The sequence below is a fragment of the Pseudovibrio axinellae genome (assembly GCF_900110875.1).
Taxonomy (GTDB): Bacteria; Pseudomonadota; Alphaproteobacteria; order Rhizobiales; family Stappiaceae; genus Pseudovibrio; species Pseudovibrio axinellae.
Map to the genome: position 1 here is coordinate 570,808 of NZ_FOFM01000001.1, position 14,791 is coordinate 585,598.

Genomic DNA, 14,791 nt, shown 5'->3' on the forward strand with positions numbered 1-14,791 from the left:
TCGTGTGCTGCTGACTTAGGCCTGTAGCCTAGTCTTTTCCGTGCCGCTGTTTCAGCTGCAAAAACTTACCAACCACAATGGCAGTGAGCACAACCATGTAGAACTGTCCTGCCAGACCGACGATGATCGCCGCTTTACGTGCGATCGGTGTTATGGGGACAATGTCTCCGTACCCGATCGTCATCAGTGTAATGAAGGCAGCATACATGAGCGCTTCTTCTTGGGAGTGTGTCGCGACATTTTCAATGGGCAGGCCTCTGAACGATCCTGGCTGCGTGTGCTCTATAAGTATAAAGAGGAAAAAGCCGACCATTCCGATAGAAATGTAACCGCTGAGCACCCCCAGAACGATGCGATAGTTCTCAACCTTGGCCGCCAACATCTGCTCAATGAGAACAATGGCAACCACACTGTGGAATATAAAGTAGATTGTAAGCTGGGGCACCAGACGGTCCACATTGTGCAACACCGGGAAGTCCAGCATGAAAAGCACGAGCGAACACACCAGCAAAACAGCCACCACCCTGAAGTATGCTCTCTTCTTTAATGTGACGAGCATCCCGGTGGCGATGTTAAAACTATAAAACAAGCTGAAGATATGCGTTTCGAGCGTCTGACCGGGCAGGATCAACGAGCCAAACAGCAAAAGCAGCTGGCTGAAGAGAAACACTTCAACCCGGTAAGCGAAAAGATCTTCCAACGGCTTCGAATGCAAGGGGCTCTCCGGCTGTTCCTTTCCCACGGCTGTTTGAATATCGCAAAGGAAGGCTAAGGAATGGAAAATCCAGCAGAGACCGTCTCCATGAAATCTAAGAGGTTCATGAGGGATAAACCAGGATGAAACGCTCTGCTTAATGGGTGATACAGTCAGCTTGCCAAGTCGGTCAGATAGGGGAGCGCGTTTATCGTCCGACCTGAAATGCGTTTGCTTATAAAAGGAGGTCCTGTTTCAGGATCGAGGTCGCGGCGTCCCTAAGCCCTGCTCAAAATGTGTCAGGTTTTCAACGCAGGAGGCATAACCTTGACCCATAAAAGAGAGATTTTCATCGTCTGTTCTATCATCGTCGTTGCCATCGTCTTAATCAACAACATGAGCGAAAGCGCAGCCGAAACCCAGCGCCTTGACTCCAAGCACATCAAGAATATTTCGGTGGTCGGTGACAGTGTTGCGTTTGACGTGCGTACTGCAAAAAGACAGCGCGACAACGAAACGGTTGCACTAAAAACAAATGATAAGCGTGGCTGTGCGTTATCTGCCGATATTGAGCGTGACGGCGATACGGTGACAGTTACCTTCAAAAAGCACGATAAGCGCTTTTGGGGGGTATGGTGGGGGTGCACACCAACAGCAAGCCTGCAATTGCCCCCTGACTTAAGTCTCACAATTGAACTGTCAGATATGGCCGCAGATATTCGTGGCGCTTTTAAAGCTATTAGCGTTACTTCAGATCATGCCCTGCTCTCATTTACAGGCGAAACTGAGAAGTTCTATTTGTTTGGTGATGCGGCTCTCATCAATCTGCAGTTTCTTGCCCCCATCTTAAACAAGGATATCACTCTTAACGTCGACAAATTGGTATCCAGAATAAAATACGCACAATAGCGGGAGGGGTTAGGAGACTGCCCCTTTTTTCGCACGGGTTTGCTGGCGCCATGCACTGGGGCTCATCCCGGTAATACGCACGAACTCCCTGTTAAAGTTCGATTTTGTGGTAAAGCCCACATCAAACATAATTTGGGTGACTGGTTCAGACGTGCTGCTAAGGCGCTGACATGCTTCTTTGATACGGAAGCAGTTGACGTATTGTGGCACGTTCATAGCACGGGCGCTGTTAACTGCCTCTGATAACTGCCGAGCGGAAACACCAGTCCGCTTGGCCAGCAGCGCAACTGTCAGGTTTTCGTCACAATATGCAGCTTCGTCCTCCATCAAGTGATCAAGCGCGGTTACAATTGCCTCCATCTCCTTAGCTTCACGAGAAGGACGAGCGGGGCTTGCAGTGGCCACCACCACCTCTTTTTGAGGAAAGATGTTGCTATAAAAGATGTAGAGGGCAAGGACCGCAATGAGAAAACATAGGTTTGCGATACCAACAATTTGTCCAGCGTGCTGCCCGTTATAGTAGGCAAAGTCAACGGTCACCAGCAGATCAACCAGCCCAGAGACAACAAGGGCCGCACCAGCAATAAGATGCGCCTGCCGACATGGCACCACCCAGTGGAACGGTAGCGTTTGTGCCCATTGGAGCTTTGATGTGCGCGCCGTCACAATCAGCAGGGCTCCGAACCCGATATAAATTGCGATAGCGATGATATCGCCCCAAAAGAACAGGCGAAACAGCGTTATGACATAAAGACTGCTGAGCGCCGCCAGTATTGCCAGAAACGCCCCCCCCAGTAAGCGCGGGCTGAGTGTCGTGGTAAGTTGCTTTAAGGCAAGCCAAGTGAGCGGGGGAATGCAAATGGCGAGCATACCCAGGTTAACAACAGGCAGAGGAAAGCCGCCCCAGCGCAAGCCAAGCAGCACCGATTGAAGCGCATACAGGCCAAGAGTAAGACCGAGCAGCAAGGGGACCCTTGGACGCCGCCCAATGCATAAACGCAGCAAAACGATACTAAGCAAAATTGCTGTAAAAAATGGCAATGGAAGGTTTGGCAAGGCTTGCCCCTGAATCTGCACTTATCCAAACACCAACGCTAAGAACAGCAGCGCTCAAGGTCAACCTCAATGCAGGACAACTGCTCTTAACCACCTAGATAATATGTGATGAAACTTCTTTCAGCTCATTACAATGTGTGAGGCTGGTTTGTACGGGCTGGCTGCCGTCACGAAGTGCTGCGTTATATTCAGATTAAACTCGCGGTTTTAGCATTGGACCCTTGGCATTAAAACTGGAGCTTTCGCGGTTTTTCGCTCCCCAATGCCAATCGCGCTACGCCAGACGTTTGTTTAAGTCGTGCCTTATGCCACTGATCAGGTCCGTTCTCGGACATCACCTTAAGAGGAAACCCTATGATCTTCCGCTGGTTGTTCAGGCGGCTTTTCTTCTTTCGAATTCTCACATTTTTCGGGTTGTGGGGCGTGTACCTTGCTTTGATCCAATGGGCCCGCAAAGGCTTGTATTGCGGGCTTGGCGCTGGTCTGCTGATGAGCGGGCTCACGCTGGTGTATGGTTTAGCGATCTATTGGTCTGTTGCCTGGCTGCGCCTGCACACGGAGGGGTACGTCGTTGTGGAAGTCTTTTGTTGGGTGTTATGGGTGCCGATCCTATGGTTTGCAGCTGTTGATACAGAGCTGTATATCGTCTGCGCTCGCGCGCCCAACCAGCCTGTACTCGGCAACCTCCTCTCGACGCAGCGCTATGAAGAAAAGTTCAAAGAGCGCCTTGCGTGGATCAAGCGACAGATCAAATGAAGCAGTTTAATGCGGGGTTGTAAATAAGATTGCATTACCAGCAGCGCACCACCTATGATGGAATTTATTGTACTTCCATGATTTGAAAGATAGGCAGGACTGAGTTGAGTGAACCAGGACAGAGAACTAAAAAACGCCTATGGTGGGTGGCGTTGTTGCTACAGTTTTTTGGAGGTAGTGGATACCTTTATGTTGGACGCCCAAAGCGTTTTTTTGTGCAGCTTGGTGTCACTATACTTGGTCTCTCCGCGCTCAATATCTTGGTCGTACCCTCATACCTAGATGCTCGCATAACGCTACCTTTGCTGTTTGCAATATTTTTAATCGTGGCACTGTTTTTCATAGTGGATTGCATTCGGATTGCTGTCACTAGCTCTCCCTACACGCTTAGAGCGTACAACAGGTGGTGGGTTTACCTTATTGTCGCGATAGCCACTACGCTTGGATCTATCAGTTATGATGTTGTGTTGGGACCGAGTAAGAATGTTAGAAGCTTTTATGCCCCAAGCGGTAGCATGTCACCAAGCCTCATTTCAGGGGACTACTTTTTTGTAAATGCCTGCGGCTTTGATTGCATTGAGGCAAAGCGAGGCGATATCGCGGTGTTTAAGCTGCCTCGCAATGAAACTATCGATTACGTAAAGCGCATCATCGGGCTACCTGGAGATACTATTCAGATGAAGGACGGGGTTCTTTTCCTGAATGGCTCCGCCGTTAAAAGAACGAGATTGCCTGAGCCTTATATAAACAGCGGTAGCCGCGGGAACAAAAGCGCAATTGATCAATATGAAGAAAAGTTGCCAAATGGCCGCCGATATCTAACATTGGACCTAACATCTCGCAGCATTTTGGATAACACAAACGAATATAGGGTGCCTGAGGGGCATTACTTTGTCATGGGCGATAACCGGGACAATTCCCTAGACAGCCGTGTACTTGCAGAGATTGGCTATATTCCGGCAAAAAATATCTATGCTAAGCCGCTGTTCATTTTTTGGTCTGATGATCTGGAACGCATTGGCATGAAGCTGGATTAAACTCTTAGCGGTGTGCTTTTTGTACGTCGCCTGATCATTCTGGCGCTGAATGTGCGGGCTTGGATGTGTGCAGCTGCTTTGAAAGGGATTTGCGATGACACGTGACCATAACCTTCTGGATCGCCTTGGAATTCGCCTCCCAATCATTCAGGCACCCATGGCCGGGACTGCCACACCACAGCTGGCTGCGGCCGTTTCCAATGCTGGTGGGCTTGGGTCACTTGGGCTTGGCTCCTCCTCAGTTGAGGTTGCGCGCCAGATGATCTGCAAAACAAAAGAGCTTACACCACACTCATTTAACACCAATGTCTTTTGCCATCGGCCAGCTGTCGGTAACACGGAGAAAGAAAAGGCATGGGTTGATAGGCTCGCGCCGGAATTTAACCGATTTAACGCGCCTCCCCCGCAACAGATTCGTGAGATCTATACGTCCTTTCGTGCCAATGAAGAGATGTTTGAGATGCTTCTTGAGGAGGCTCCTCGCGTCATTAGCTTCCACTTTGGATTGCCAGAGCCGCATAAGATCAAGGCATTCAAGAACCTTGGCATCATTTTGATGGCCAGTGCAACGAACGTTGATGATGCCCGCCAGATTGAGGCCGCAGGCATTGATGTGGTGATCGCGCAGGGCTGGGAGGCCGGAGGGCACCGGGGCTGTTTTGATGAAAACGAGCCGGACACGTGCTGCGGCGTGTTTGCCTTAACCCGGCTTTTTGCGCAGACCCTGTCTTTGCCGGTGGTCGCAGCTGGCGGCATTATGGACGGTGCTGGCATACGCGCTGCGTTAGCGCTTGGGGCAAGTGCCGCGCAATTGGGCACGGCATTTGTTGGGTGTGATGAAAGCAATGCCAACCAAAATTACCGCGCATTTCTGGCACGCGCGGGTGAGAACAGCACTGTCATGACACGTGTTGTCTCTGGCCGTCCTGCCCGCTGTTTGACAAACAACATTACCCGCTGGGGCACAGACATTGCCGATGCTGATGTACCTGATTACCCCAAGCCTTATGACGCTGCCAAAGCACTTAATCTGGTGGCTGCCTCACAGGGCGAAGATGGGTTTGGGGCCTATTGGGCCGGACAAGGCGCCCCGCTTGCGCGTGCTATGCCTGCACAAAAATTGATGGAGACATTGGAACGCGAACTCGCAGCTGAATGAGAGCACTACCCAATTGCTTGCGCTTGCATGATGGATCACATTTGATAGGTTCATCTGATTGGTGATCCTTGTTTCGCCCGAAACCATTTTGCAGCAACCGGTGTTTTTCATGCCTTCTCTCAGTCAGCAGCAAAAAATCTATGTTCAGCGTATTAACCGCGCGATCGATTTTATTGAGCAGAACATTCAGCGTGATCTTTCGCTTGCACAGATTGCGGAGGCGGCGCGGTTCTCTGATTTTCACTTTCACCGCATTTTCAAAGCTATGACGGGAGAGACCGTCAACCAGTTCACCAACCGGATCAGGCTGGAAAAATCAGCACTCCGGTTGAGGCAAAATCCGGGCATCTCCATTACTGAAGTGGCACTGGACATGGGCTTTGCCTCCTCCTCCTCGTTTGCGCGGGCTTTTCACGCAAATTTTGGCAAGAGCGCCAGTGCGTGGCGTAAGGATGCGTTGCAAAATAGCAAGATCAGCCAAATACAAAGCAAGATCGGCAAAGCCGCAGCTGAGAGCGATCTTTACCTTGACCAACAGACACAAACGTTCGTTGAGGATAGAGGCCAAGCGATGGATAGCCTAGGAATAACCGTCAAAACTTTGGAACCAAGACGCGTTGCTTATGTGCGCGCCATGGGGGACTTTCAAAAGAACCCTGAAATCATCGCGGACACTTGGGGCAAGCTGATGAGCTGGGCCGGTCCGCGCGGGTTGATTGGTACGGCAGAAACGCTTTGCATGTTTCATGATGACCCAGAGGTGACAGACAGTGAGCTGATGCGCTTTAGCTCCTGCGTGACTTTGGAGCGTGATGTGGATGTTTCTGGAGAAGTGGGCAAGATGAGCGTTGCTGGCGGGGCTTATGCATGTGGGCACTTCAACATTTCCCATGAGCAATCCCAGGGTGCCTGGGAGGTCATGTTTGGTGAGTGGTTGCCGACCAGCGGCTATGAACCTGAGAACCGACCATGCTTCCAGATGTACCCTTCCATGTCTTCAGGCCCTGAGAAGCAAGATGTTTACATCTGCATTCCTGTTCGACCTTTGTGAGTTAACCTATGACATTGCGAGCTAAGAAAATGGCCTATTGGATTTTAGGCAGCGTCATGTTGTGCCTTGTTGCCGGTGGTGCAGCCTTTTGGTGGATGATGCAACAACCGCTTTATAAACACGGACAGGCAGCCAAACTGGCTGAGCAAGACCCTGTTAGCATGGACGGGGAACGCTTTTGGGTAGAGCCGAACATGTCCCTCACCTACTTTGCGCGGGGGGAAGGTAAGCCGATCCTTTATGTTCACGGCGGACCGGGCACTCCGCCAGATATCTCCGCTGCTGCGCTGGATGCCTTGGGGGAGAACTACAAGACCTATTACTATGACCAACGCGGCACAGGTGGCTCGACACGTCCGTTTGATCGTTTTAATGCCAAGGACGGGACGTGGGGTAACGTACAAAAGCTGGAGGGCACGCTTGGCCTTGCCCAGCAGCTGGCGGATATGGAACGCATTCGTAAATTGCTGGGTCAGGACCGCATCATCGTTGTGGGGCATTCCTTTGGCGCCTTCATGGCCGCGTTGTATGCTGCAGAATTTCCGCAAGGTGTCGACAAGCTGGTGCTGCTCAACCCTGCAGATTTACTGGAGTTTCCCAATAGTCGTGAGGGCTTGTATGGCGCCATAGAAAAGCGACTGCCTGCTGAGGATCAAGATGCCTTTAAAGCTTGGCTGGCGCAGTACATGGATTTTGGCAATGTGTTTTCAAAAAGCGAAGCTGAGCTGCAAGTGCTGGATGCCAGGTTCCTGCCGTTTTATGAAAAGGCAATTGGCAAGATCCCGCAGGGCGTGCCCAGCCCACCGTTGGATGCGACCGGGAACTGGCAGGTACGGGGCGTGTTCTTCAGCATGGGACGGCGGCATGACTGGCGCGGATTGATGGGCAAGATCACTGCCCCAACACTGGTGGTGCATGGGGGGCGTGACTTTCAGCCCAAAGAGATTGCCGAGGAGTATGTTGCCAATATCCCCGGTAGTACGCTCATTGAGATCAAGGATGCTGCTCATTTTCCGCAGTACACCCACCCTGAACAACTGGCTGCGCAGTTAGATCACTTTTTGAACGACAAGTAAATTAGGCGCTATCGCCAAAGATCCTATCAATATCGGCGGTACCCAGCAGCTTCCATTGGCCTTCCTCAACACCATCCAATGTGAGGCCGCCAAGCTGGGCGCGGTGGAGTTTGGTTACATGATTGCCGGTTGCTGCAAACATGCGCCGGACCTGATGATAACGGCCCTCATGCAGCGTGAGGCGGGCTGTGGTCTCAGACAAGACTTCCAATTCCGCCGGTTTAAGCGGGCTGGTATCGTTTTCCAGCATCATTTCACCGGAAGCGAACTGGTCGGCTTCCCCGCCTGTCATTGGGCGGTCGAGTTCGACCTCGTAGACTTTTGCCACATCTGCTTTGGGCGAGATGATCTGGTGCAGGAGCTTTCCATCATCGGTGAACAACAGCAAGCCGGTTGTGTCCTTGTCCAATCTGCCCACAAAGGAGAGTGCTGGCTTGCGGACGCGGTAGCGGGCTGGCAGTAAGTCAAAGACCAGCCGTCCCCGGTCCTTCATGGAGCACGTGTAGCCAAGAGGCTTGTTGAGCAGGATAACGGAGCCTTCTGGCGGGTCCAACGGCTCGTCATCGAACAGGATGTCTTCATGAGCCAGCTTGCTATCGGCTTTTATCGGGTTTCCGTCCTTGTCGGTGACCCAACCATTGCGGATGGCCGCCTGCATTTCCTTGCGGCTGCCGTATCCCAGATTTGCCAATAGTTTCACAAGTCTCATTATTCGAACCTTCGGTTCTGTTGCCGCGTACGCTTACCCGAAAACCGGTGCCCACTTTTCGGGCGTACGTGTTTGCCGCGTACGCTCATCCAAAAACCGGCACCCACTTTTTGGGCGTACGCGCGCTTTACTTACTTATTTGCTTTAATCGCGCGGATGACTTTGTAGCCGTTCTGGTCTGCCATGATCTCGTAGGAGGCGAACACCTTATCCAGCGTTGCTTCATATGGAAGATGACGGTTGGCGACCAACCACAGATGACCGGATGGACGCAAGCCACGGGCGGCGGACTTGATGAACTCTTGCCCGATATCTGCACGGTCCTGCTTGCCACCAGCGTGGAATGGCGGGTTGGTGAAGATGAAATCGTAGGTGCGTGCCAGCTTCTTGGTGGCATCCTGCCAGATGAAGTCCAGCGCGACCTCTCCGGTTTTGCCCTTCAGGTTCTGCTCAGCCAGATCCAGCGCGCGCTTTTCAGCCTCATAAAGATCAATGGCTTTGACCTTTTCGCGTTTGGCAACTTCACGGGTCAGGTAGCCAAAACCACAGCCCAGATCTGCACCACGTCCTGCCAGCTTTTCCGGCAGCGTGGCGACGAGCAGCTGTGAGGCTTTGTCCAGATGGTCCCATGCGAACACGCCCGGACGGCTGATAAACTCGCCCTCCATGATTTCGCGGGATTCGTCTAGTTTCAGCCACTCTTCCACCAACTCGTGGTTTACGGTTTCTGGTGTCACTTCGGCCCAAAACACACGGCATTTGTTTTTGGAAATTTTGCCTGTATTGCCTGCCAGCTTGGTCAGATCGCTCTCAGCTGTTTTTGCACCTTCTGTGTTAGAGGCACTTGCAACAACAAGACCGCCCTGCGCAGCAGACTTTACAGCTTTTGCCATAAGCGCACGGGCTTCATCGCGCTGGCGTGGTGGCAACAACAACACAACCGGGTACTGGCCATCAACCTGTGGTGATACGGTGAAACCAGCGCGTTCCAGATTGTCTTTGTCCGGTGCAAAGGTCTGTTGGCAGATCATGCGGTTCTTGGCGATGCCGTTCATGGCAAAGCCCATGCGTGCGCGCAGGAAGAGTGCCTTTTGATCAGCAGAGCCGTCTTTAAAGAAGTCTAGCAAACCATCTTCAAATGGCAGCAACAGCGTATCGAGAGCTGAATCTTTCATCTTATTCTTATCCTTGCTGCCTTAGGGCCTTGTCGCGGTTCATTAAAATCACGCGCCACACCCAAGGTTTTTGTTTTTAAGAGGTATGCACAATCTCGCGTGTTTCGCGGAATCCGATATCACTGTTCTTTTCGCCTACATAGGATACTTCCCAAGCATTCTTGAAGAGGTATACAGGCTTGTCGTCCCGGTCCAACGCCACATTTGCGCGGTTGGTTTCAAGGAACTTATCGAGCTTGAGCTTGTCTTCACACTCAATCCAGCGGGCTGTGTTGTACATGGCTGTTTCAAAGCCAATTTCTGTCTGGTATTCAGCCTTGAGACGATCCACCACAACATCGAGCTGAAGAACACCAACCACCCCAACAATCCAGTTGGTGCCGATGGCTGGTTTGAAGATTTGTACCAAGCCTTCTTCTGCCAGATCTTCCAGACCGCGGCGCATCTGTTTCACGCGCATGGTATCTGTAAGGCGCACACGGCGCAGAATTTCTGGCGCAAATGCTGGCAGGCCTGTTACGTGGATCTCTTCGCCTTCTGACAGGGTGTCCCCCACACGCAGCTGGCCATGGTTTGGCACACCGATCACATCGCCCGGGTAGGCTTTTTCCGCAATCTCACGCTCTTCTGCAAAAAAGAAGATTGGAGCGGACACTGTAATCGGCTTGCCTGCACGTACATGCTTTAGCTTCATACCGCGCTTAAACGTACCAGAACACAAACGCACAAATGCAATACGGTCACGGTGTTTGGGGTCCATGTTGGCCTGAACCTTGAACACAAAGCCCGTGACCTTCTTCTCATCTGGCGTGATGACACGGCCACCAGTTGCTGGCTGCGAATGGGGCGCTGGCGCATGTTCTGCAATAAAGTCCAAAAGCTGGTCAATACCGTAGTCGCGCAGCGCGGACCCGAAGAAAACCGGGGTCAAGTGACCTTCAAGGAAGCTCTCGCGGTCAAACTCTGGGTAGCCTGCACCGCCAAGTTCCACATTTTCTTCCAGCTCTTCGCGGATGTTGTCAAACAGCTCACCAACCAGTTCAGGGTCTTCCAGACCTTCAACTTTCTTGATGGTATCAAGCGCACCGCCACGGCCTTCGCTAGAGGTAAAGAAGCGGTTACCAATATGATCGAATACGCCGAAGAAGTCAGAGCCCATACCAACCGGCCAGCTCATTGGTGCCACATCAAGAGCCAATGCCTCTTGGATCTCATCAATGACTTCCATCGGGTGGCGACCTTCACGGTCGATCTTGTTGATGAAGGTGATGATTGGAATATCGCGCAGGCGGCAAACTTCGAAGAGTTTGCGGGTCTGGGTTTCGATACCCTTTGCAGCGTCAATCACCATGATCGCTGCATCAACAGCTGTCAGTGTACGGTATGTATCTTCAGAAAAGTCTTCGTGGCCCGGCGTATCAAGCAGGTTAAAGAGAATGCCATCGCGTTCAAACGTCATCACGGAGGAAGAAACAGAGATACCACGTTCCTGTTCAATCTTCATCCAATCAGAACGAGCACGGCGGCGTTCACCACGGGCGCGCACCTGCCCCGCAGCACGGATCGCACCACCGCCAAGCAGCAGCTTTTCTGTCAGCGTGGTTTTACCAGCATCCGGGTGTGAAATGATCGCAAACGTGCGGCGCGCCAAATATGGCTCTTTGCCTGCTCCGCTCATAGAGCCTCCTTTTGCAGGCAAATTCCTGCATCATCATTGAAAATGCAGAATTGAGGCCGATTACCCGGCGCGCATGTTTTAAAGCACGTTTCTGATAGTTGTAAGCTACTTTTCAGGAACACACTTCAGCGCACAAAACTGCTGAAACCTTTGTTGGAGTGGGTTTTATAGAATGTGATGCAGCAACACCAGCCCTCGCCTCAACTTTTCCGGCATGAAACGACCACCGCGTGTTGAAACCAATCATACCGAACGCTCTAGCTCGCACTCCCGCGTTGCAGCTGGGTCGGTTGCAAATTAAAGCTTAGTTCGATCGGGATCGAAACATCACGCTCAAAGCGTGTACTACTCATGTGCGCAGTTCACTTTATGACTGCGAGGAAGCCCCGATGTTACTTAACTACCTGTACTCCAACTTTTATGAGGAGCACACCTTCATTGATATGCTTGGCGTTTCTGCGCACGACTTGCAAAGTTTGCAAGTTCGCCGGCTTATGCCTGCGGCATCCTACCTTTTTACCAGTGCATCCTCCTGCACATCCTTCCCTGGAGACTATCAGGACCAAGAGCTTTATCGCTTTCATCAAAAAGGTCACCATTGCTGGTTTACAGATCTACAGCGCTATGGCCTCACCGACGAACAGGCTGCCAAAGCTTTCTTTCTTACCCGTTTTCGCAGTGCAAAGACTGCCTTTCAAAGCGGAGAACTGGGAGGCCAGTTACAGGCCGTTTACCCTGATGCATTTACAGCATTTGACAGTGACCTGGAGGACAGGACCTGGGATCACTTTTTAAATGGGACCTATGGGCTGTGTACTTTTGACGGACAGCCAGAAACCATCTTCTTAAAGCAGGCTGGTGTACGTTTTATCAAACAAATCATAATGGTAGAACCTGCGTATTTGCCAAAAGATCATCTGGAGGTTTTGCAGGCACTCGTCGACTTGCTCGATCGCGTTGAATCTAACTTTGCACCACATGAAGTCGCGGCATCCTCGAGACAAAGTTGTATCATTGATGTGCGCAAGAGGTATTTGGCTACCAAGGATTTTGCCTAAGCCTTTGTATAGCGTCTATGTGGGGTAGCGTCCTTGCGTACTGAGGCAAGAACAACGCAAAGACGTGCAGCCGTTTGCTCAAAGTGCCCCTTGTTGTTAATCTCCAAGGGGCAAAGTTTACGTTATGCAGCTTTTTCATCTGCCCGCGTTTGTGCCAGAACCGGAAGTTCCAGATTGCCATCCTGAAACTTGAAATTAAAGCGGATGCTGTTGAATTTCCATGTACCGCCCTCGTGTACCAAGGTCATGTGATAGGTGCCGTAAACCACCCAAATATCACCACCCTCTGCGCCATCTATATAATGAGTTGCTGTTGCGTGGAGTTTGACATCGGCCTTTTGCTCTTTTGATTCAATCAGAGCGTTCCCAATCTGGTGGTGGGTCTGATCAAAGCCGGGCAACAGCTCTTTCCATGCTGTCGTAATCTCTTCAGGAGACAGATAGACCGGCTCGCCTGCCCCAAAAGAGGAATAATCCAGATGGACGCGGCCAGTCATGGTGGCTTCCACGGCCTCCCAATTTCGGTCGTCGACATCAATGAAGAAACGACTTACACGATTTTGGATTGGCCCAATGGTGTCCATCTACATTCTCCCAGCTCAGTCAGAGCTTCGGAACATACTCTAACTATTTGATATTTTGTGTAGCACTCGCCAAAAGCTCTGGCGGCTTTGAGGAAAACCTAATTCCATATCCGATACGTGCCGCGCCGCAGATACACTAGCGTATTTAATCGCGCCAGATACCCCATGAATATAACGATTACGCAGGCAATAAGGACCCTGTTCCGGTACTATGGTTTGTATTGTGATAACAACATGACATATTTCTGCCGCAAATGGACCAGCCTCACTGGGAGTCTTTTCCCACAGCCTGACGGCACATCCCAACCGAGAGATTTCCTTTATCTTACTGGTTCAATCACAACCGTCCCTGCACCAAGAGCGACTGAACTGTCGCTCACAAAGCCACTGCTCCACAGGGCATACCGTCTTGGCCCTACATGAGCGGGCAGGCAGCGGGCGCGGTTAAACCTGTCCCTCACTGTGCAAGTTATACCGCTGAGCGTTCCTCTTTGCCTTGCTGGCAAAAACGCAAATCTCCGCCATTTCCAGAGCATTTTTCATGACGCCTGCAACTGAGGTGATGAGTGATGTTTGCAGAGATCAGCGCCGTTGCTTTTTCGGCTGCATCAAAGCGAACACAACTGGTTGAGATTTATTTTATAGTGATCACTATTTTAAATATTGACATACCCCCTCACTTGTCGCTTTATATAGCTATCACTACATAAATAGAGCAAAACAATGATTTCTGAACAACTGACTTCAAAAACCCACCGCCAAGCTCATATGAATGAAGGCACATTCAGCCTTGCACAGGCTGCCCCATCAGCCCTGGGAGCACATGAGGTTCGCCTGCACATGGCTGCAGCTAGCGTCAATTCGCGCGATTTGATGATCGCCAAGGGTGCTTATGGCGAGATGCCAGCAGATTTGGTGCCGCTCTCAGATGGAGCAGGCACAATCGTGGAGGTTGGCAGCAATGTTTCTAACTGGAAGGTCGGGGACAAGGTTATGCCGTCCTTCTTTCAAGACTGGCATGAGGGGCGCTTTGAGCCCGGGTTTATGGCCTCAGCGTTAAGCTCTGCAGAGCGACCCGGCGTCCTGCGGGATTTTGCGGTCTTTCATGAGGATACGCTTGTGCGTGTGCCAGACCATTTGACACTGGAAGAAGCTGCTACCCTGCCCTGCGCAGCGGTTACAGCCTGGCACGCCTTGTTTGAAACTCACAGGACGTTTTCCAGTGAAGATACGGTATTGATCCAAGGCACGGGCGGCGTCGCCATTTTTGCCCTGCAGTTTGCAAAGACGGCGGGAGCAAAGGTGATCTTGTTGTCGTCAAGTGATGAGAAGCTGGAACGGGCACGGCAGATGGGAGCTGATACCACCATCAACTACAAAAAGGTTCCCCTGTGGGATCAGGAGGTTTTGAAGAGCACCAACGGCAAAGGGGCAGATATTGTGCTTGATCTGGGCGGCAAGGATACTCTTGAAAAATCAATCAATGCTGTTGCGGCTCATGGCATCATCGCACAAGTGGGCGTGTTAACGGGATGGGCGGCTGCACCGCAGAACATCAGCCATCTGATCTTTAACAACTCAAGTATCTCCGGGGTTCTGGTAGGTTCAAGAACCTATCTAGAACGCGTCTCTGATTTCATGTCACAGCACACCATTAAGCCAGTTATTCATCAGCGCTTTCAATTTGAAGGCGTACAACAGGCCTATGCCTGCATGAAAGCGGCGGGCCATTTTGGAAAGATCACTGTGACCATCAACGAGTGAACCCACCCGACAACCTGAGGCACCACGCCTATGTCTGGATCCGGCTTTGCAATTAGAAAGCCGGATCCTATCATTTTGGGCAAAC

At 51.4% G+C, this 14,791-nt stretch carries 14 protein-coding genes; 8 read left to right on the top strand and 6 right to left on the bottom strand.

Going from position 1 to position 14,791, the window contains the following annotated elements:
• Nucleotides 1–28 precede the first annotated feature (28 nt).
• The gene (locus BMZ51_RS02550; RefSeq protein WP_208979226.1) at nt 29–715 is read right to left on the bottom strand and encodes a potassium channel family protein; all 687 of its coding nucleotides are present in this window, start codon (nt 713–715) and stop codon (nt 29–31) included.
• Nucleotides 716–1,021: 306 nt separating this feature from the next.
• Here BMZ51_RS02550 and BMZ51_RS02555 point away from each other — a divergent pair, with 306 nt between their 5' ends.
• Nucleotides 1,022–1,603 carry a hypothetical protein gene (locus BMZ51_RS02555; RefSeq protein ID WP_139201328.1) on the top strand — a complete coding sequence of 194 codons (582 nt, stop codon included), beginning with the start codon at nt 1,022–1,024 and terminating at the stop codon, nt 1,601–1,603.
• 9 nt (nt 1,604–1,612) lie between these two features.
• On the opposite strand, the gene BMZ51_RS02560 is transcribed toward BMZ51_RS02555, so the two are convergent.
• A complete protein-coding gene (locus BMZ51_RS02560) occupies nt 1,613–2,659 on the bottom strand; it encodes a helix-turn-helix domain-containing protein (RefSeq protein ID WP_074881805.1) in 1,047 nt (348 codons plus the stop codon).
• Nucleotides 2,660–3,013: 354 nt separating this feature from the next.
• Here BMZ51_RS02560 and BMZ51_RS02565 point away from each other — a divergent pair, with 354 nt between their 5' ends.
• The 5 genes from BMZ51_RS02565 (at nt 3,014) to BMZ51_RS02585 (ending at nt 7,738) form a co-directional block, all read left to right on the top strand.
• On the top strand, nt 3,014–3,415 hold the full coding sequence (locus BMZ51_RS02565; protein ID WP_068006292.1) for a hypothetical protein: 402 nt from the start codon (nt 3,014–3,016) through the stop codon (nt 3,413–3,415).
• 464 nt (nt 3,416–3,879) lie between these two features.
• A complete protein-coding gene (lepB, locus tag BMZ51_RS02570; RefSeq protein ID WP_275078209.1) occupies nt 3,880–4,452 on the top strand; it encodes a signal peptidase I in 573 nt (190 codons plus the stop codon).
• A gap of 94 nt (nt 4,453–4,546) precedes the next feature.
• On the top strand, nt 4,547–5,611 hold the full coding sequence (locus BMZ51_RS02575; RefSeq protein ID WP_068006289.1) for an NAD(P)H-dependent flavin oxidoreductase: 1,065 nt from the start codon (nt 4,547–4,549) through the stop codon (nt 5,609–5,611).
• A gap of 109 nt (nt 5,612–5,720) precedes the next feature.
• Nucleotides 5,721–6,662 carry an AraC family transcriptional regulator gene (locus tag BMZ51_RS02580; RefSeq protein ID WP_068006287.1) on the top strand — a complete coding sequence of 314 codons (942 nt, stop codon included), beginning with the start codon at nt 5,721–5,723 and terminating at the stop codon, nt 6,660–6,662.
• A gap of 8 nt (nt 6,663–6,670) precedes the next feature.
• Complete coding sequence (locus BMZ51_RS02585; protein WP_068006286.1) at nt 6,671–7,738, top strand: alpha/beta fold hydrolase; 1,068 nt, start codon at nt 6,671–6,673, stop codon at nt 7,736–7,738.
• Between the two features lies 1 nt (nt 7,739).
• Here the strand turns inward: BMZ51_RS02585 and BMZ51_RS02590 are convergent, their stop codons facing one another.
• From BMZ51_RS02590 to BMZ51_RS02600, 3 genes are all read right to left on the bottom strand, one after another.
• Nucleotides 7,740–8,447, bottom strand: coding sequence for a pseudouridine synthase (locus BMZ51_RS02590; protein WP_068006284.1), 708 nt, complete (start codon nt 8,445–8,447; stop codon nt 7,740–7,742).
• Between the two features lie 131 nt (nt 8,448–8,578).
• Nucleotides 8,579–9,622 (bottom strand): class I SAM-dependent methyltransferase, encoded by a 1,044-nt coding sequence (locus BMZ51_RS02595; protein ID WP_068006283.1) that lies wholly within the window; start codon nt 9,620–9,622, stop codon nt 8,579–8,581.
• A 76-nt stretch (nt 9,623–9,698) separates the two neighbouring features.
• The gene (locus tag BMZ51_RS02600; RefSeq protein ID WP_068006281.1) at nt 9,699–11,300 is read right to left on the bottom strand and encodes a peptide chain release factor 3; all 1,602 of its coding nucleotides are present in this window, start codon (nt 11,298–11,300) and stop codon (nt 9,699–9,701) included.
• A 389-nt stretch (nt 11,301–11,689) separates the two neighbouring features.
• Between BMZ51_RS02600 and BMZ51_RS02605 the strand changes: the two genes are divergently transcribed.
• On the top strand, nt 11,690–12,358 hold the full coding sequence (locus BMZ51_RS02605) for a DUF6058 family natural product biosynthesis protein (RefSeq protein ID WP_068006279.1): 669 nt from the start codon (nt 11,690–11,692) through the stop codon (nt 12,356–12,358).
• Between the two features lie 122 nt (nt 12,359–12,480).
• Here the strand turns inward: BMZ51_RS02605 and BMZ51_RS02610 are convergent, their stop codons facing one another.
• On the bottom strand, nt 12,481–12,942 hold the full coding sequence (locus BMZ51_RS02610; RefSeq protein ID WP_074881732.1) for a nuclear transport factor 2 family protein: 462 nt from the start codon (nt 12,940–12,942) through the stop codon (nt 12,481–12,483).
• Between the two features lie 723 nt (nt 12,943–13,665).
• Here BMZ51_RS02610 and BMZ51_RS02615 point away from each other — a divergent pair.
• On the top strand, nt 13,666–14,706 hold the full coding sequence (locus BMZ51_RS02615) for a zinc-dependent alcohol dehydrogenase family protein (protein ID WP_068006277.1): 1,041 nt from the start codon (nt 13,666–13,668) through the stop codon (nt 14,704–14,706).
• The last annotated feature ends 85 nt before the right edge of the window (nt 14,707–14,791 follow it).

Coding starts and splice junctions, on each gene's coding strand:
- BMZ51_RS02565 (WP_068006292.1), top strand. CDS start 3,014: ATGATCTTCCGCTGGTTGTTCAGGCGGCTTTTCTTCTTTCGAATTCTC.
- BMZ51_RS02575 (WP_068006289.1), top strand. CDS start 4,547: ATGACACGTGACCATAACCTTCTGGATCGCCTTGGAATTCGCCTCCCA.
- BMZ51_RS02580 (WP_068006287.1), top strand. CDS start 5,721: ATGCCTTCTCTCAGTCAGCAGCAAAAAATCTATGTTCAGCGTATTAAC.
- BMZ51_RS02585 (WP_068006286.1), top strand. CDS start 6,671: ATGACATTGCGAGCTAAGAAAATGGCCTATTGGATTTTAGGCAGCGTC.
- BMZ51_RS02590 (WP_068006284.1), bottom strand. CDS start 8,447: ATGAGACTTGTGAAACTATTGGCAAATCTGGGATACGGCAGCCGCAAG.
- BMZ51_RS02595 (WP_068006283.1), bottom strand. CDS start 9,622: ATGAAAGATTCAGCTCTCGATACGCTGTTGCTGCCATTTGAAGATGGT.
- BMZ51_RS02600 (WP_068006281.1), bottom strand. CDS start 11,300: ATGAGCGGAGCAGGCAAAGAGCCATATTTGGCGCGCCGCACGTTTGCG.
- BMZ51_RS02605 (WP_068006279.1), top strand. CDS start 11,690: ATGTTACTTAACTACCTGTACTCCAACTTTTATGAGGAGCACACCTTC.
- BMZ51_RS02610 (WP_074881732.1), bottom strand. CDS start 12,942: ATGGACACCATTGGGCCAATCCAAAATCGTGTAAGTCGTTTCTTCATT.
- BMZ51_RS02615 (WP_068006277.1), top strand. CDS start 13,666: ATGATTTCTGAACAACTGACTTCAAAAACCCACCGCCAAGCTCATATG.